The organism is Pseudonocardia abyssalis (genome assembly GCF_019263705.2).
Classification (GTDB): Bacteria; Actinomycetota; Actinomycetes; order Mycobacteriales; family Pseudonocardiaceae; genus Pseudonocardia; species Pseudonocardia abyssalis.
This window is the reverse complement of the sequence record NZ_JADQDK010000001.1, coordinates 3,674,287-3,690,962: the sequence shown is the minus strand read 5'-3', so window position 1 is coordinate 3,690,962 and position 16,676 is coordinate 3,674,287. Positions and strand designations below refer to the sequence as shown.

At 73.7% G+C, this 16,676-nt stretch carries 18 protein-coding genes; 17 read left to right on the top strand and 1 reads right to left on the bottom strand.

The window, feature by feature from the left end; all coding sequences use genetic code 11:
• Positions 1–7 precede the first annotated feature (7 nt).
• Positions 8–1,090 (bottom strand): AraC family transcriptional regulator, encoded by a 1,083-nt coding sequence (locus I4I81_RS17910; protein WP_218603707.1) that lies wholly within the window; start codon positions 1,088–1,090, stop codon positions 8–10.
• A gap of 205 nt (positions 1,091–1,295) precedes the next feature.
• Here I4I81_RS17910 and I4I81_RS17905 point away from each other — a divergent pair, with 205 nt between their 5' ends.
• The 17 genes from I4I81_RS17905 to I4I81_RS17825 are packed head-to-tail and all read left to right on the top strand — an operon-like array spanning position 1,296 to position 16,644.
• Entirely contained in the window at positions 1,296–1,808 is a 513-nt protein-coding gene (locus I4I81_RS17905; RefSeq protein WP_226363435.1) for a helical membrane plugin domain-containing protein, read from the top strand.
• Between the two features lie 52 nt (positions 1,809–1,860).
• Positions 1,861–2,832, top strand: coding sequence for an NADH-quinone oxidoreductase subunit B family protein (locus tag I4I81_RS17900; protein ID WP_218603708.1), 972 nt, complete (start codon positions 1,861–1,863; stop codon positions 2,830–2,832).
• Between the two features lie 14 nt (positions 2,833–2,846).
• Positions 2,847–4,454 carry a nickel-dependent hydrogenase large subunit gene (locus I4I81_RS17895; protein WP_218603709.1) on the top strand — a complete coding sequence of 536 codons (1,608 nt, stop codon included), beginning with the start codon at positions 2,847–2,849 and terminating at the stop codon, positions 4,452–4,454.
• Positions 4,451–5,260, top strand: a complete 810-nt coding sequence (locus tag I4I81_RS17890) for a hydrogenase maturation protease (protein ID WP_218603710.1) — start codon at positions 4,451–4,453, stop codon at positions 5,258–5,260. The genes I4I81_RS17895 and I4I81_RS17890 overlap by 4 nt, the downstream gene beginning before the upstream one ends.
• On the top strand, positions 5,257–5,484 hold the full coding sequence (locus I4I81_RS17885) for a hypothetical protein (RefSeq protein ID WP_218603711.1): 228 nt from the start codon (positions 5,257–5,259) through the stop codon (positions 5,482–5,484). The genes I4I81_RS17890 and I4I81_RS17885 overlap by 4 nt, the downstream gene beginning before the upstream one ends.
• Positions 5,477–6,694 carry a hypothetical protein gene (locus I4I81_RS17880; protein ID WP_218603712.1) on the top strand — a complete coding sequence of 406 codons (1,218 nt, stop codon included), beginning with the start codon at positions 5,477–5,479 and terminating at the stop codon, positions 6,692–6,694. Before I4I81_RS17885 ends, I4I81_RS17880 begins: the two co-directional genes overlap by 8 nt.
• Complete coding sequence (locus I4I81_RS17875; RefSeq protein ID WP_218603713.1) at positions 6,691–7,554, top strand: NifU family protein; 864 nt, start codon at positions 6,691–6,693, stop codon at positions 7,552–7,554. Before I4I81_RS17880 ends, I4I81_RS17875 begins: the two co-directional genes overlap by 4 nt.
• Complete coding sequence (locus tag I4I81_RS17870) at positions 7,551–8,738, top strand: NHL repeat-containing protein (RefSeq protein WP_218603714.1); 1,188 nt, start codon at positions 7,551–7,553, stop codon at positions 8,736–8,738. The genes I4I81_RS17875 and I4I81_RS17870 overlap by 4 nt, the downstream gene beginning before the upstream one ends.
• A complete protein-coding gene (hypF, locus tag I4I81_RS17865; RefSeq protein ID WP_226363434.1) occupies positions 8,735–11,059 on the top strand; it encodes a carbamoyltransferase HypF in 2,325 nt (774 codons plus the stop codon). The genes I4I81_RS17870 and hypF overlap by 4 nt, the downstream gene beginning before the upstream one ends.
• 3 nt (positions 11,060–11,062) lie before the next feature.
• The gene (locus tag I4I81_RS17860; protein ID WP_218605177.1) at positions 11,063–11,323 is read left to right on the top strand and encodes a HypC/HybG/HupF family hydrogenase formation chaperone; all 261 of its coding nucleotides are present in this window, start codon (positions 11,063–11,065) and stop codon (positions 11,321–11,323) included.
• Positions 11,320–12,000 (top strand): hydrogenase assembly protein HupF, encoded by a 681-nt coding sequence (locus I4I81_RS17855; RefSeq protein WP_218605178.1) that lies wholly within the window; start codon positions 11,320–11,322, stop codon positions 11,998–12,000. Before I4I81_RS17860 ends, I4I81_RS17855 begins: the two co-directional genes overlap by 4 nt.
• Positions 11,997–12,635 carry a D-sedoheptulose-7-phosphate isomerase gene (locus tag I4I81_RS17850; protein WP_218605179.1) on the top strand — a complete coding sequence of 213 codons (639 nt, stop codon included), beginning with the start codon at positions 11,997–11,999 and terminating at the stop codon, positions 12,633–12,635. Before I4I81_RS17855 ends, I4I81_RS17850 begins: the two co-directional genes overlap by 4 nt.
• Complete coding sequence (gene hypE / locus I4I81_RS17845; protein ID WP_275967473.1) at positions 12,632–13,720, top strand: hydrogenase expression/formation protein HypE; 1,089 nt, start codon at positions 12,632–12,634, stop codon at positions 13,718–13,720. Before I4I81_RS17850 ends, hypE begins: the two co-directional genes overlap by 4 nt.
• Positions 13,721–13,732: 12 nt before the next feature.
• Positions 13,733–14,002: a HypC/HybG/HupF family hydrogenase formation chaperone gene (locus I4I81_RS17840; RefSeq protein WP_218605180.1), complete on the top strand. Its 270-nt coding sequence runs from the start codon at positions 13,733–13,735 to the stop codon at positions 14,000–14,002.
• The gene (gene hypD, locus I4I81_RS17835) at positions 13,999–15,126 is read left to right on the top strand and encodes a hydrogenase formation protein HypD (protein WP_218605181.1); all 1,128 of its coding nucleotides are present in this window, start codon (positions 13,999–14,001) and stop codon (positions 15,124–15,126) included. The genes I4I81_RS17840 and hypD overlap by 4 nt, the downstream gene beginning before the upstream one ends.
• Positions 15,110–15,817 (top strand): DUF6390 family protein, encoded by a 708-nt coding sequence (locus I4I81_RS17830; protein WP_218605182.1) that lies wholly within the window; start codon positions 15,110–15,112, stop codon positions 15,815–15,817. The genes hypD and I4I81_RS17830 overlap by 17 nt, the downstream gene beginning before the upstream one ends.
• The gene (locus I4I81_RS17825) at positions 15,814–16,644 is read left to right on the top strand and encodes a hypothetical protein (protein WP_218605183.1); all 831 of its coding nucleotides are present in this window, start codon (positions 15,814–15,816) and stop codon (positions 16,642–16,644) included. Before I4I81_RS17830 ends, I4I81_RS17825 begins: the two co-directional genes overlap by 4 nt.
• Positions 16,645–16,676 lie beyond the last annotated feature (32 nt).

Sequence of the window (16,676 nt, the reverse complement as noted above, 5' to 3'; positions counted from 1 at the left end):
CACACGTTCAGCGGCGCAGCGTCTGGGACGGCGCCTCGCCCCACCGGCGCCGGTAGAGCGCGGCGAAGCTGCCGAGGTGGGCGAACCCCCAGCGCTGGGCCACGTCGGTGACCGTGACCCCGTCCGATGCGGTGGCGTCGACGAGGTCCTCGTGGGCGCGTTCCAGGCGGCGGTCGCGCAGGTACTCCATCGGGGTCGTGCCGAGCTCCTCCCGGAAGCCGAGCTGGATCGCGCGCACGCTCATGTGCACGCTGCCCGCGATGTCGGCCATCGAGACGTGCTCGCGCAGGTGGCCCTCGATGTAGTCCTGCGACTCGCGCACGACGCGGCGGGCCGCCGGTTCACCGCCGTCGCCGGATCGGCTCAGCACCAGGTGCGCGTGGTGGTTGGACGGCTGGAGCAGCAGCAGCGTGCTCATCAGCAGCTCCTCCAGCGAGCTGATGCCCTGCCCGCGGTGCACCAGCGAGCCGGGGTAGTAGACCTCGGTGTGCAGGAGCTGGATGGCGCCGTTCCAGCGCATCGCGGCGTCGGTCGTCAGGTCCATCCCGGGGGTGAACGCGATCGGCCGGGAGAGGCTGCCGCCGAGCAGGCGGGTGAGGTGGCGCTCCAGGGCCTGCTGCTCGATGCGGATCACGAGCTGCGGCGAGTCGTAGGCGAACCGCATGGTCAGCGCCGCCCCGGGGCTCGTCACGAGCGCGTGGACCGGGTCGGCGTCGTACGTCGTGCCGTCGTAGGTGCCGGTGGCGCGGCCGTTGGTCGGCATGTGCACGGCGTAGTAGGGCCCGGTGACCGGCACGTCGAGCGTGGCGGTGACCCCCAGGTCGAGGTGCAGCATGCTCACGTCGCGCAGGCGGATGCCGTGCAGGCTCGCGGCGAACCGCTCCGAGTCGATCCCGCCGATGTCGAGGGAGGCGGGGGACAGGGCGCGCCCCAGCAGTGCGCCGGCCTCGCGGACGTCCTCGGTGTAGAAGATCTCGTGGTCGACGAGCGCGGGTGGGACACCGCGCGAGCGGACGCGGCGGCGTACCGGGTCCGACGTCCGGTGCACGTCGATGAATCCGAGTCGGGCCAGGCGCGACGTGCCGTTCACCCCCCGTTCGGGGGCCGGCGTTACGCCCCCTCTAGGCCAGGAATCCTGTTCAGGAAAGCCCTGATGACCGGCTCTTCGTCCGCGTGTCAGCAGGTGTGCGCAATCGTGACAGCAACTGCGCGATGGCGATAGGCGGCCGTCCGGGTCGTCCCTAGCCTGTGGTCCGGCTCACTCCATTGCTCCGGTCTGGGAGGCCCAGGTGGCTGTGAACGGCTCAGTTGCGGTGACGGGGGACGGCACCCGTTCCCCCGCGGACGACCTGCGCGCCCGGCTCGACGAGCCCCAGGTCGCCGCGTCGCTGAACAGCCTGCTCGACCACGCCGACCTGCTCGCCATCGTGGTCGTCGCGCTCGACGGCTTCCTCGCCCGCGGTGACGTCATCGCCGACTCGCTGGCGAGTGCGATCGGGGAGATCACGGCGTCCACCGCGTCGGCGGACCTGTCGAAGGTCGACGTCCGGTCCCTCGCCCGCACCGCCAACTCGCTCGCGGAGTCCGGGCCCGCGCTCACCGAGCTGCTCGGGCCGTTGTCCGAGCCGCACACCGTCGCCGCGCTCGGCACCCTGGCGGGCGCGCTCGGCGACGCCCAGCGGTCCGCGCGCACGGCCCCGCCGGCCGGTGCCCTGTCCCTGCTGCGCGCGCTGCGGGACCCGGACGTCTCCCGGGGCGTCGGCTTCCTGCTGGAGGTGGCCCGGGCGCTCGGCCGCCGCACCACCTGACCCACCCGAACCCGACGCGCCCTTCCCACCACCGCGACAGAAGGAGTCCCCCATGGCATCCGTGCTGTGGTTCCAAGGCGGAGCCTGCAGTGGCAACACCATGTCGTTCCTCAACGCCGACGAGCCCAACGTCGTCGACCTGATCGTCGACTTCGGCCTCGACCTGATCTGGCACCCCTCGCTCGGCCTGGAGCTGGGCGCCAACGCGCAGAAGCTGTTCAACGACTGCAAGGACGGCGTCAAGCCGCTCGACATCTTCGTCTTCGAGGGCACGGTCATCGAGGGCCCGAACGGCACCGGCCGGATGGACATGTTCGCCGACCGGCCGATGAAGGACTGGGTCACCGACCTCGCCGCGCAGGCGCAGATCGTCGTGGCCATCGGTGACTGCGCGTGCTGGGGCGGGATCCCCGCGATGGCCCCCAACCCGTCGGGCTCCACCGGCCTGCAGTTCCACAAGCGGGACAAGGGCGGCTTCCTGGGCCCGGACTTCCGCTCCAAGATGGGCCTGCCCGTCATCAACATCCCGGGCTGCCCCGCGCACCCGGACTGGATCACCCAGATCCTCGTGGCCCTGGCCACCGGCCGCGCGGGGGACATCGCGCTCGACGACCTGCACCGGCCCGAGACGTTCTTCAAGTCCTTCACCCAGACGGGCTGCACCCGCGTGCAGTTCTTCGAGTACAAGCAGTCGACGACCAGCTTCGGCGAGGGCACCCGCACCGGCTGCCTGTTCTACGAGTTCGGCTGCCGCGGCCCGATGACGCACTCGCCGTGCAACCGGATCCTGTGGAACCGCCAGTCGTCCAAGACGCGGGCCGGCATGCCCTGCATGGGCTGCACCGAGCCCGAGTACCCGTTCTTCGACCTGGCGCCCGGCACCGTGTTCAAGACCCAGAAGGTCGCCGGGACCATCCCGAAGGACGTGCCGGAGGGCACCGACCACCTGACGTACATGGCGCACGCCGCCGCCGCCCGGATCGCTGCGCCGCAGTGGTCCAAAGAAGACATGTTCGTGGTCTGAGAGAGGAGCCCGTCATGACCGCACTCGACCTGTTCGTCAGCCCGCTCGGCCGTGTCGAGGGTGACCTCGACGTCCGCGTCACCATCGAGGACAACGTCGTCACCTCGGCCTGGACCGAGGCCGCGATGTTCCGCGGGTTCGAGATCATCCTGCGCGGCAAGGACCCGCAGGCCGGTCTCGTCGTCTGCCCGCGCATCTGCGGGATCTGCGGTGGCAGCCACCTCTACAAGAGCTGCTACGCGCTCGACGTCGCCTGGAAGACCTCGGTGCCGCCCAACGCCACCCTGATCCGCAACATCTGCCAGGCGGCCGAGACGCTGCAGTCCATCCCGCGCTACTTCTACGCGCTGTTCGCCATCGACCTGACGAACAAGAACTACGCGAAGTCGCCGATGTACGCGGAGGCGGTGCGCCGCTTCGCGCCCTACGTCGGCACCAGCTACCAGCCCGGCGTCGTGCTGTCGGGCAAGCCGGTGGAGGTCTACGCGATCTTCGGCGGGCAGTGGCCGCACTCGTCGTTCATGGTGCCCGGCGGCGTCATGTGCGCCCCGACCCTGTCCGACGTCACCCGCGCCATCGCGATCCTGGAGCACTGGAAGGACAACTGGCTGGAGAAGCAGTGGCTCGGCTGCTCCGTCGATCGCTGGCTGGAGGTGAAGAGCTGGGCGGACATGCAGGAGTGGGTCGAGGAGAACGAGTCGCAGCGCGAGAGCGACTGCGGGTTCTTCATCCGCTACTGCCTCGACGTCGGCCTCGACACGTACGGCCGCGGCGTCGGCAACTTCCTCGCCACCGGCACCTACTTCGAGCCCTCGCTCTACGGCAACCCGACGATCGAGGGGCGCAACGACGCGCTCATCGGCCGCTCGGGCGTCTACGCCGACGGCCGGTGGTCGACCTTCGACCAGGCCAACGTCACCGAGCACGTGGCCCACTCCTTCTACCAGGGCTCGACCCCGCGGCACCCCTTCGACGGCGAGACCATCCCGGTCGACCCCGAGGACGGGCGCAGGGAGGGCAAGTACAGCTGGGCCAAGTCGCCGCGCTACGACGTCGGCGGCCTCGGGCACGTCCCGCTGGAGGCCGGCCCGCTGGCGCGCCGCATGGCCGCCGGGGGTCCGGGTGCGCTGCCGCACCAGGACGACGACCCGCTGTTCCCGGACATGATCGCCGCGATCGGGCCCAGTGTGTTCGTCCGGCAGATGGCCCGGATGCACGAGGCCCCGAAGTACTACAAGTGGGCGCGGCAGTGGCTCGACCAGATCGACCTGCACGAGAGCTTCTACACCAAGCCCGTCGAGCACTCGTCGGGTCGCGGTTTCGGGTCGACGGAGGCCGCGCGCGGATCGCTGTCGGACTGGATCGTGATCGAGAACGACAAGATCGCCAACTACCAGGTCGTCACCCCGACGGCGTGGAACATCGGCCCGCGCGACGGCCGGGACGTGCTGGGCCCGATGGAGCAGGCGCTGGTCGGCTCGCCGATCCGCGACATCGACGACCCGGTGGAGCTGGGGCACGTCGCCCGCAGCTTCGACTCCTGCCTGGTGTGCACCGTGCACGCCTACGACGGGAAGACCGGGCGGGAGCTCTCGAAGTTCGTGATCAACGGAATGGTGTGAGCACGCCGGAGGTGGACCTGGAGCCGCCCGGCTGCGAGGTGCTCGTGGTCGGGTGCGGCAACCTGCTGCGCGGCGACGACGGCGTCGGACCGATCCTGGTCCGCCACCTGTGGGAGCGGGGCGTCCCGGACGGCGCCCGGCTCGTCGACGGCGGCACGGCGGGCATGGACGTCGCGTTCCAGATGCGCGGGGCCGGGCGGGTCGTCATCGTCGACGCCTCGGCCACCGGGGCCGAGCCGGGCACGCTCTACCGCGTCCCCGGTGCCGAGCTGGAGACCCTCCCGCCGCTGTCCGGCCTGCACACGCACTCCTTCCGCTGGGACCACGCCATCGCCTTCGCCCGCTGGGCGCTCGCGGAGGCCTGCCCCGACGACATCACCGTGTTCCTCGTCGAGGCGGCCTCGGTGGAGATGGGAGCCGACCTCACCGAGCCGGTCGTCGCCGGGATGGAGCAGGTGATCGCGCTGATCGAGCGCGACTACCTCGCGCCGCTGCGCCCGTCGGCCCCGGACGAGCCGACGGTCGAGTTCACCGACGACGGCTACCTGCGCCTCGGCGCCGACCTGGCCGGGCAGCGGTTCCCGTCCAGCGCGGCCGTGGCCATGGTCCGGGAGGGGCAGCTGTGGCTGCTGCCCCTGCGCGGCCCGCAGAGCGGCGGGCTGCTGCTCAAGCAGCGCAACCTGGCGGGCGACCGCTCCACCCTGATCCGGGAGGTCCTGTCCGACGAGGTGCCGGTCGGCGTCCGCCGCGCCGTCTGGGACCCCGACCAGGGCGCGCTGCGCGTGTCCCTGGAGCCGGAGCCGTGAGCGTCGTGACCGGGGAACCGCCGGACACGACCGGTGCCGAGAGCGTGCAGACCGTCGTCGTCGAGGACCGCGGGCGATGGGTGGTGGAGATCGTCGTCGTGTTCGCCGACGGGGTCGTCCGGCACCGCATCGACTCCTTCCACACCCGCGAGCGCGCGGAGATCTCCGCGGGCCTGATCAAGCGCGCCGCCGAACGCGACCTGCGAGGACCCCTGAATGGCTGAGACGACCGAGACGACGATCGCCGTCACGACGCTGCTCGCGGTGCGGCCCCAGCCGCTCGGCGCGTTCCCGCTGCCCGCCGGGTACCTGCTGGTGCCCGCGGGCGAGGACACCGAGGACGCCCGGCTCGCGCTGCTGGCCGGGCGCGTCCCGGACGTGTGGCCAGCCCGGTGCCGCGCGCACGAACTGGCGATGGCCGGCGACCGCGACGGCGCGCTGGCCGCGCTCGACGGGTCCGACCCCGTCACCCGCTACAACCGCTTCGTCCTCGACCCCGACGGCACCGGCCCGCCCGGGGCCGAGCTGGGGGAGTTCGCACCGCTGGTCGACCTGGTGTCGTTCGTGCTCGGCCGCAGCGACGCCCCGCCGGAGCGCGGTGCCGCGGACGGGGAGCTGGCCGCGGTGATCCTGGCCGCGCAGGCCGCCGCGGTGCTGGCCGAGCGGGACCGGGCGGTCGCGCTGCTCGACGAGGCCGCCGCACACGCCGGGGACTCCCCGCTGGGCGGGCTGCTGCTCGGCGCGTCGGCCCAGCTGGAGCCACCGGACGCCGTCGCCCGGCTGGAGCGGGCACTGCGCCTGCTGGCCGGGGCCGAGGACCTGCGGACCGGCCGGGCCGAGCTGCACCTGGCGCTGGCCGGGGCGCTGCACGACCCGGCGCACCCGCAGTTCCTGGTCCGCGCGATCCCGCACTACCACTCGGCGCTGCAGCTCGTGCTGTCGTCCGAGGCACCCGAGCTGTGGGCCTCGGCGCACGCCGACCTGGCCGCCGCGTACCTGACGATGCCGATGACCGAGGCGTCCGACCAGCTCCGGCTCGGGGTCGCGGTGCAGTCGCTGCGCAACGCACTCAAGGTCTTCACCCGCGAGGACCACCCGGAGCGCTGGGCGTCGACGCAGCTCAACCTGGCCAACTCGCTGGTCTACACCCCGTCCACGCACCAGGCCGACAACCTCGTGGAGGCCGTCGAGCTCTACGAGGCGGTGCTGGAGGTCCGCGACCGGACCACCGACCCGCTCGGCCGGGCCCGCGTGCTCGCCAACCAGGGCAACGCGCTCGCGCACCTCGGGATGTTCGACCCGGCCAAGGCGAAGCTGTACGAGGCCCGGTTCCTGTTCGAGGAGTTCGGCGACCACGACTCGATGCGCGCGGTCCGCGGTGTGCTCGACGAGGTCGCCCGCAGCCGCACGCTGGCGAAGGAGGAGCCCGCATGACCGCCGTCGTCGACACCGGGACGTCGTTCGAGGAGCTCGCCGGCCGCGTCGACGCCGCCGCACGGGCCGTGGCCGACCTCGACGGGCCGGCCCGGGCCGTGGCGGAGGAGCTGAAGGACGCCGTCGAGGCCGTCCACCGGGCGGGGCTGACGACGATGGTCCGCGCGATGAAGGCCGACGACGCGGCGCGCGGTGTGCTGTTCGAGCTGGTCGACGACCCGGTGGTGCACCTGCTGCTCTCGCTGCACGGGATCGTGCGGCCGGACCCGGTGACGCTGGCCGAGCGGGTGCTGGTGGAGGTGCGGCCGCAGCTGCGGTCGCACGGCGGGGACGTGTCGCTGGCCCGCATCTCCGACGGCGTGGCCTACGTGCGGCTGGAGGGCGCCTGCAACGGCTGCTCCATGTCCTCGGTGACGCTGCGGAACCTGGTGGAGGAGGCACTGGTGGCCGGGGTCCCGGCCGTCACCGCCGTGGAGGTGCTGCCGAACGAGCCGTCGCCGACGCTGATCTCCGTCGACGCGCTGTTCATGGGGCCCGACCCGGAGAAGGAGGGCTGGGTGCGGGCCTCGTCCACCGCGGCGCTGCTCCCCGGCACGGTCACCCCGCTCACCGTCGGCGGCGCGGACGTGGTGGTCGTCAACGTGGGCCAGCAGCTCACCGCCTACGTCAACGCCTGCGCCCACGAGGGCCTGCCGCTGGACAACGCACTGCTCGACGCGGGCAACGGCACGCTGACCTGTCCCTGGCACGGCTTCTGCTACGACGCCACGTCGGGGGAGTGCCTGTCGGCGCCCGGCGCCCAGCTCGAGCAGCTGCCGCTGCGCGTCGACGCCGGCGTCGTCTGGATCCGCACGGGATGAGCCGGTACTCGACGTACACCTCCCGGCCGGGCGACGTCGCCCGGCGGCGGGGCGGTGCCGTCGTCATGACCTCGGAGCTGACCGGGGGATGGGCGCCGCGGGTCTGGGTCGGGGCGCCAGCACCCGGCGGGCTCGCCCTGCCCGCCGCGCATCCCACGGCCGCGCACCTGTACTCCCCGCGGGGCGTGCACCTCGACGCCTCCCACCTGGTCGTCGCCGACTCCGGCAACCACCGGGTGCTGGTCTGGCACGGCGTCCCGACGTCGGACGAGCAGCCCGCCGACGTCGTGCTCGGGCAGCCGGACGAGCGGACCGAGGGCCGCGCCGCGGGCGGGCGCGGACCCGAGCGCGGCATGGCCGTGCCGTGCGGGGTGCTCGTGCACGAGGGGCGGCTGGTCGTCGCGGACGCCTGGAACCACCGGGTGCTGGTCTGGGACACCGTGCCCGTGACCTCCGACGTCGCCCCCGACCTGGTGCTCGGCCAGGACGACCCGGCCGCGGTGGAACCGAACCGGGGCCGGGGGTGCGCGGCGGACTCGATGTACTGGCCGTTCGGGATCGCCGTCGTCGGGGGCCGGTTCTGGGTGGCCGACACCGGCAACCGACGCGTGCTCGGCTGGGACGGCGGGCTCCCCGACCACGACCGCCCGGCCGACGTCGTGCTCGGTCAGCCCGACGCGGCGCACCGCGAGGAGAACCGGGGAGGTGACGTCGGCCCCGACAGCTTCCGCTGGCCGCACGACGTCACCGGGACCGACGACCTGCTGCTCGTCGCCGACGCGGGTGACCACCGCGTGCTCGGCTGGACCCCGCACCCCGGCGCCGACGGCCCGGCCGGCACGGTGCTCGGCCAACCCGACCTGCGCAGCGCCGAGGAGTGGCCCTACGGCCCGCACACCGGCGACCGCTTCCGCTCCCCGTACGCGGTGGCGCTGCTCGACGGCACGCTCGCCGTCGCCGACACCGCGAACAACCGGATCCTGCTGTGGGACGGCGTCCCCGCGGACGGCCGCGCCGCCGACCACGTGCTCGGCCAGCCGTCGTTCGCGGCGAACGGGGAGAACCGCTGGTCCGCCGTCGACCGCGACACCCTGTGCTGGCCCTACGGGCTCTCGCTGCACGGCGACCGGCTCGCCGTGGCCGACTCGGGCAACAACCGCGTGATGCTGTGGGGCCGGTCGTGACCGCGGTGGTGACCGTCCTGCGTCGGCGGTTCGCCGTCACCGGGGTGGTGCAGGGCGTCGGGTTCCGGCCGCACGTGCACCGGCTCGCGACCGGGCTCGGGCTGGCCGGGTTCGTCGGCAACGACGCCGCGGCGGTGTTCGTCGAGGTCCAGGGGCCCGCGGCGGAGGTGGGGGAGTTCGCGCGGCGGCTGGTCGACGACGCGCCCCCGCTCGCCAGGGTGGAGTCGGTGCGGGCCACGGACCTGGACCCGGCCCCGGAGCAGGGGTTCACCATCGTCGCGAGCCGTGCCGCCCCCGGGTCGCGCACGCCGATCCCGCCGGACGTCGCGGTGTGCGACGACTGCGTGGCCGAGCTGTTCGACCCCGCCGACCGCCGCTTCCGCCACCCGTTCGTCACCTGCACGAACTGCGGCCCGCGCTTCACCATCATCCGGGCGCTGCCCTACGACCGGCCGGCCACGACGATGTCCGGCTTCGCGATGTGCGCGGCCTGCGCTGCGGAGTACCACGACCCGGCCGACCGCCGCTTCCACGCCCAGCCGATCGCCTGCCCCGGCTGTGGCCCCACCCTCACCTTCCGCTCCTACGGGGGCGGGCCGGGCCGGCGGTCCGACGACGCCGTCGCGACCGCCCGCCGGACACTGGCGGACGGGCGGGTCGTCGCCGTCAAGGGGATCGGGGGGTACCACCTCGCCTGCGACGCCACCTCCGAGCCGGCCGTCGCGGCGCTGCGGGAGCGCAAGGCGCGGGACGGGAAGCCGTTCGCCGTCATGGTGCGCGACCTCGCCGCGGCCCGGCTGCTCGCCCGGATCGACGACGACGAGGCCGCCGTCCTGACCTCGCCGGCCCGCCCGGTGGTGCTGCTGCGCCGCAGGCCCGGTGCGGGCGTCGCCGACGGGGTGGCGCCGGGCAGCCCGTGGCTCGGGATCCTGCTGCCCTACACCCCGGTCCACCACCTGCTGCTCGAACACGGCGGGGCCCTCGTCGTGACCAGCGCGAACCGCTCCGACGAGCCGATCTGCTCCACCGACGACGACGAGCGCGACCGCCTCCCCGCGCTCGCCGACGCGGTGCTCACCCACGACCGGCCGGTCCACGTGCCCTGCGACGACTCCGTGGTCCGCGTCGTGGACGGCCACGAGCTGCCGATCCGCCGCTCCCGCGGGTACGCGCCGCTGCCCGTCGACCTGGGCCGGGACGCGCCCGTCGTGCTCGCCGTCGGCGGGGAGGTCAAGAACACCTTCTGCCTCACCGACGGTCACCTCGCGTACTGCTCCGGCCACGTGGGCGACATGGGCACGCTGGAGACGCAGCGGGCCTTCGAGCGCGCGGTCGCCCAGCTCACCGGGCTGCGCACCCGCCCGGAGCGGATCGCCGCCGACCTGCACCCCGGTTACCGCACCCGCGCCTGGGCCGAGGACCACGCGGGCGACCGACCGCTGCTGCTCGTGCAGCACCACCACGCGCACGTCGTCTCGCTGCTGGCCGAGCACGGCCGCCTGGGGGAGCCGATCCTCGGGGTGGCGTTCGACGGGACGGGGTACGGCACCGACCACACGATCTGGGGCGGGGAGTTCCTGCTGCTGGGGTCGGACAGCCACCGGTTCGAGCGGGTGGCGCACCTGGCCCCGGTCGCGCTGCCCGGCGGCGACGCCGCGGTGCGCCACCCGCGCCGGATGGCGCTGTCGCACCTGCACGCCGCGGGGATCGGCTGGGCCGACGACCTGCCCCCGGTCGCGGCCTGCACCGGGCCGGAGCGCCGCCTGCTCGCCTCCCAGCTCGCCTCCGGCGCCGCCTGCGTCCCGACCACCAGCATGGGCCGGCTGTTCGACGCCGTCGCGAGCCTGCTCGGCGTCCGCCACGAGGTCACCCACGAGGGCCAGGCGGCGATGGAGCTGGAGGCGCTGGCGGCGGCCCCGGAGTCGCAGCATGGCCACCTTCCCGCAACGAGATGGCGTGAAGGTGGCCATGCTGCAACGGGGACGGGGGTAGCGGGCGGCGTGCTGGACCCGGCTCCGTTGCTCCGCGGGCTCGTCGACGGGCTCCGCGCCGGGGTGCCCGTGCCCGAGCTGGCGCTCGCGTTCCACGTCGCCGTCGCCGACGCCGTCGCCGAGACGGTGACGCGCGTGTCGGCCGGTGTCCGGCTGGTCGGGCTCACCGGCGGGGTGTTCCAGAACGTGCTGCTGCTGCGGATGACGCGGCAGCGGTTGCAGGACGCGGGGTTCACGGTGCTCACCCACCGCCTCGTCCCACCGAACGACGGCGGGCTCGCGCTCGGTCAGGCGGCCGTCGCCGTCATGCACGCCAACGAGGAGGGCTGAGCCATGTGTCTGGGGGTTCCCGGCCGGATCGCGGAGATCTGGGACGAGCCGAGCGGTGCGCGGATGGCGCACGTCGAGTTCCCCGGATCGGCGGAATCGGGTCCGGAGGTGCGGCGCCTGTGCCTGGCCTACCTGCCGGACCTGCGGATCGGCGACTACACGATCGCCCACGCGGGCTTCGCGCTGACGCGCATCGACGAGGACTCCGCCCGCGTCACGCTGGCGACGATGGTCGACTACGGCATCCTGGACGGGGCACCGTGACCGCCGCGCTGGACCAGGACCTCTCCGACGACCTCGCGGCCGCGGCGCTGTCGCTGGCCCGCAGCTTCGCCGCCGGGGCCACGCTGTGGTGCCTCGCGCCGGACTGGGAGCCGCACGCCCAGCACGTCGCGGTCGAGTTCGTGCACCCGGTGATCGTCGGCAAGAAGGCGTTGCCCGCGGTGGCGCTGACCGGGCCCGGGCTCGTCGCCACCACCCGGGTCTCGGTGCGCCCCGGTGACGTCGTGCTCGCCGTGGCCGCCGCCGCCGAGCCCGCCGTGCGCGAGGTGATGCTCCGGGCCCCGGCCTGGGGCGTCGACACCCTCTGGATCGGCAGCGGCGTCCGTCCGCCCGACGGCGCTGCCGGGCACGTCCTGTGGCTCGAGGACCCCGACCCCCGGCTGCCGGCCACCGGCGGCTTCGTGTTGATCTACCATCTGCTCTGGGAGCTGACGCATGTGTGCTTCGAGCACCCCGGCCTGCTGACGACGCAGGAGTGCGCGGACGAGGTCTGCATCACCTGCTCCGACGAGGGGCGGCTCGGCGAGGTCGTCGGCCCCGGGCGGGTCCGCACCGCCACGGGCGTCGAGGACGTCGAGACGATGCTCGTCGGGGCGGTCGCGCCCGGTGACCTGCTGCTCGTCCACGCCGGTACGGCGATCTCGCGGGTGACGGCGTGACCGGCTTCCTCTACCCCTTCCTCGACGCCGGGGAGCGTGACCGGGACGCGCTGCTGCGCGACCTCGCCGCGTCGGCGCGGTCGAAGGCGCTGCAGAGCGCGGCGCTGCGGGCCTCGACGCTGGCCGCGTGCGCCGCCGACCTCGATCGGGCCGCGGTGGAGATGGCCCGGCGGTTCGCCGCGGGTGGGCGGTTGTTCTGCTTCGGCAACGGCGGCAGCTCCACCGACGCGACGACCCTCGCCGGGCTGTTCGCCCGCCCGCCGCTGCACGCGCCGCTGCCCGCGTGGTCGCTCACCGCCGACCAGGCGGTCCTCACGGCGCTGGGCAACGACGTCGGGTTCGACCTGGTGTTCGCCCGGCAGCTGATGGCCCGCGGCGGCCCCGGTGACATGGCGGTCGCCCTGTCCACCAGCGGCAGCTCCCGCGACCTGGTGGCCGCGTTCCGGGAGGCCCGCACCCGCGGGATGTTCACCGTCGGGTTCGCCGGGTACGACGGCGGGCGGTTCGCCGAGAGCCCGGACGTCGACGTCTGCTTCACCGTCGACTCGCAGAGCGTCCACCGCATCCAGGAGGCGCAGGCCCTGCTGGGCTACCAGCTCTGGGCCACCGTCCACGACCGCATGGGGGACCAGTGACCGCCGCCGACTACCTGAGCTCGGGCCCGGGCTTCGCCGAGGGCGAGGTGATCGAGCGGATCGAGGCGTTCCGCCGCCGCCGCCCGCGGCTGCGCGACGAGATCGTGACGCTGGCGCACGGGGCGGGCGGCAAGTCCTCGGCCGCACTCGTCGACGCCGTGTTCGTGGAGGCGTTCCACAACGAGCTGGGCGACGGGGCCGTGCTCACGACGCCGTCCGGGGAGCGGCTGGCGTTCTCCACCGACTCGTTCGTCGTGCAGCCGCTGCGCTTCCCCGGCGGCTCGATCGGCCACCTCGCCGTACACGGCACCGTCAACGACCTGGCCTGCTCCGGGGCGGTGCCGCAGTGGCTCTCGGCGGCGTTCGTGCTGGAGGAGGGCTTCGGGGTCGCGGAGCTGAAGGAGATCGTCGCCGACATGGCGTCGGCAGCCGCCGCGGCGGGCGTGCGGATCGTCACCGGCGACACCAAGGTCGTGCCCCGCGGAGCTGCCGACGGCCTGTTCGTCACCACCTCGGGGGTCGGGGTGATCCCGGCCGGGCGGAGGTTCCCCGCGGTGCGTCCCGGCGACCGGCTGATCCTGTCCGGGACGATGGGCGACCACGGCATGGCCGTCATGCTCGCCCGCGGCGACCTCGCGATCGAGGCCGACATCGCCTCGGACACCGCACCGGTGCACGGCGTCGTCGAGGCGCTGCTGGCCGCCGCCCCCGGCACCCGCTGGCTGCGCGACCCCACCCGCGGCGGCGTCGGCACCGTCGCCAACGAGCTCGCGCAGGACACCGGTCTCGGCGTCGTCCTCGACGAGCAGTCGTTGCCGGTGCGCCCGGTCGTCAACGGGGCCTGCGAGATGCTCGGCATCGACCCGCTCTACGTCGCCAACGAGGGCAAGTTCCTCGCGGTCGTCGCCCCGGAGGAGGCCGACGCCGCGCTGGCCGCGATGCGGTCGCACCCGCTGGGCGCCGACTCCGTCGTGATCGGCGAGATCACCGCGCAGCCGGCCTCCACGGTCGTGCTGCGCACCGCCTTCGGGGGCACCCGGATCGTCGACATGCTCGTCGGCGACCCCCTGCCGAGAATCTGCTGAGAGGGGACCGACATGTGCCTGGGGATCCCGGGGAGGATCGTCGCGATCACCGACGCCGCGAACTGCATGGCGAAGGTGGACGTCAGCGGCGTGCAGCGCACGATCAGCGTCCGCCTGCTGGAGCGGGACATGCCCGAACCCGACGACTGGGTGCTCGTCCACGTCGGGTTCGCCATGGCCCGGATCGACGAGGCCGAGGCGCTGCTGACGCTGGCCGCCGTGCAGAAGCTCGGCGACGCCTACACCGACGAGCTCGACGCGTTCAGGGGGAGTCCGGCATGAAGTTCGTCGACGAGTTCCGCGACCCGGCCGCCGCCCGGAAGCTGCTGGGCGCGATCGAGGTGCTCGCGGAGTCCGGCCGCCACTACAAGTTCATGGAGGTGTGCGGCGGGCACACCCACACCATCTACCGCCACGGCATCGAGCACCTGCTCCCGTCGAACGTCGAGCTGGTGCACGGGCCGGGCTGTCCGGTGTGCGTCATCCCGATGGGCCGCGTCGACGACGCCATGTGGCTCGCCGAGCAGCCGGGGGTGATCTTCACCTGCTTCGGCGACATGATGCGCGTGCCCGGGTCGCGGGGGAGCCTGCTCGACGCGAAGGCCCGCGGCGCCGACGTCCGGTTCGTCTACTCCCCGCTCGACGCGCTCACCCTCGCCACGCGCAACCCGGACAAGCAGGTCGTGTTCTTCGCGTTGGGCTTCGAGACCACCGCACCGTCGACGGCCGTGACGCTCGTGCGGGCCCGCGAGCTGGGCGTCACGAACTTCTCGGTGTTCTGCAACCACGTCACGATCGTGCCGCCGCTCAAGGCCATCCTCGACTCGCCCGACCTGCGCCTCGACGGGTTCCTCGGCCCGGGGCACGTGTCGACGGTGGTGGGGAACCGGCCCTACCGGTTCGTCGCCGAGACCTACGGCAAGCCGATCGTCGTGGCCGGGTTCGAGCCGCTGGACATCCTCGCCTCGGTCGCGATGCTGCTCACCCAGCTCCGGGAGGGCCGCTGCGAGGTGGAGAACCAGTACTCCCGGGTGGTCCACGAGGACGGGAACCCGGCGGCGCTCGCGCTGCTCGGGCAGGTCTTCTCGCTGCGGCCGCACTTCGAGTGGCGCGGCCTGGGCTTCATCTCCCAGAGCGCGCTGCGGCTGCACGACGACTTCGCGGAGTTCGACGCCGAGATCCGCTACGCGATGCCCGGTGTCCGCGTCGCCGACCCGAAGGCGTGCCAGTGCGGGGAGGTGCTCAAGGGGGTCCTCAAGCCGTGGGAGTGCAAGGTGTTCGGCACCGCCTGCACGCCGGAGACGCCGATCGGGACGTGCATGGTCTCGCCCGAGGGGGCGTGCGCGGCGTACTACAACTTCGGGCGGATGCACCGGGAGGCGGTCCAGCTTGTCAGCGGGGGTTGAGCTCTTCGCCCGCTACGCGCTGGCCCCCAACGCGCTGGGGTTCTGCGGGCCGCCCACCGGGCTGGGGTCGACGGAGCGGGAGGTCCGGGCGGCCGCGACCCGGTTCTCCGGGGCGTGGCCCTACCTGCGGGTGCTCGCCCGGCTCACCGGCACCGCGGACCCCCTGGACGCCCGGCTGGTCGAGGCGTACTGGCTGGGCCGCGACACCGGTGTCGACGGGGCCCGGTTCGGCACGGACCTGCTGGAGATCATCGGGCCGCAGGCGGGGCACTACTGGGGCCACCTGACGCCGGACCTGCTGTCCGGTGCGTCCGGGGACCACGGCTTCCACGTGTTCGCCGTCTACCCGTGGTCGCGCCTGCTCGACACCGGTCTCGACCATCCCCGGCACGTCCTCGACAGCTGCCGGATCCGCTGGGGGACGGTGCTCACCCGCACGGCCGACGGGGTGGAGGTGGAGAGCCGCCGCCTGGACTGGGACGGTGCTGCGCTCACCCTCGGATCCCCGGCCCCGGAACGGATCGAGGCGGACCACGTGCTCGTCGGCGTCGAGGTGGGGGACACGGTGGCCCTGCACTGGGAGTGGCTGTGCGACCGCCTGACGGTCGAGCAGGCCACGGACCTGGAGCGCACGACGCGGCACCACCTGGCCGCGACGACGGCCCGGCTGCGGTCCGGTGAGGCACGGTGAGGCCGCGGATCGTGCAGGACGAGGGGCAGGTCGGGTTCCACTGGGCCACCCCGGCGGGGCGGCCGATCTCGCTGCCCGCGCTCATGCGCACCGACGACGAGCCGGACCGGCTGGTGTCCACCCACCTCGAGGCGCTCGACGACGCCCTGATCATCGCGGCCGGGCGCTTCGGCGAGGTGCTCGGCGGCGGGCGCCGGCCGTCGGCCGGGGAACGGGACGGGCTGCGTGAGCTGCACCGGGCGGTCGACCGCCTGTGTCACGAGTACGCCGCCGGTCTGGCGCTGCTCGGCACGGGGGCGGAGCTCCGGGCCGGGCAGATCGTCGGCACCGCCGCGCTGCTCGCCATCCGCGCGCGCCGGCCGCTGGACCTGCTCGGCCCGGCCCCGTTCGACGGGCGGCTCGACGATCCCGCGCTCGGTGTCGTCGGCGGGTTCGGCGAGATGACCGTGGTCGACCCGGACCGGCCGTGGCTCGGGGGGCGCTGGATCGTGCGCACCGAGGACGGGCGGCGGTTCCCGCTGACGCTCGCGATGATCCTGTTCGACAGCTCGGGCACGAACAAGGACGCGTCCCTGCAGGAGCACCGCGAGGCGCTGCGGGCGGTGCTGGCGGCGGCGACGGCGGCCGATGCGGACCCGCTCGCCGTCGCGTGCGCACTGGACTGGCTGCTCTACGACTGGCTGATGGCCCACCGCGACGGCCCCGACAGCGCCGCGATCGAGATCCCGAAGGGCCGCGAGGCCGACGCCGGGCTGATCGTGGATGCCGCGGCGGGGTCGGTCGCCGCGCGGGCGGCGTTCGACCCGGGGCTGCTCGTGGTGGGGTGAGCCGGAAGTAGGGGCGATCCCCGAGGCGACTC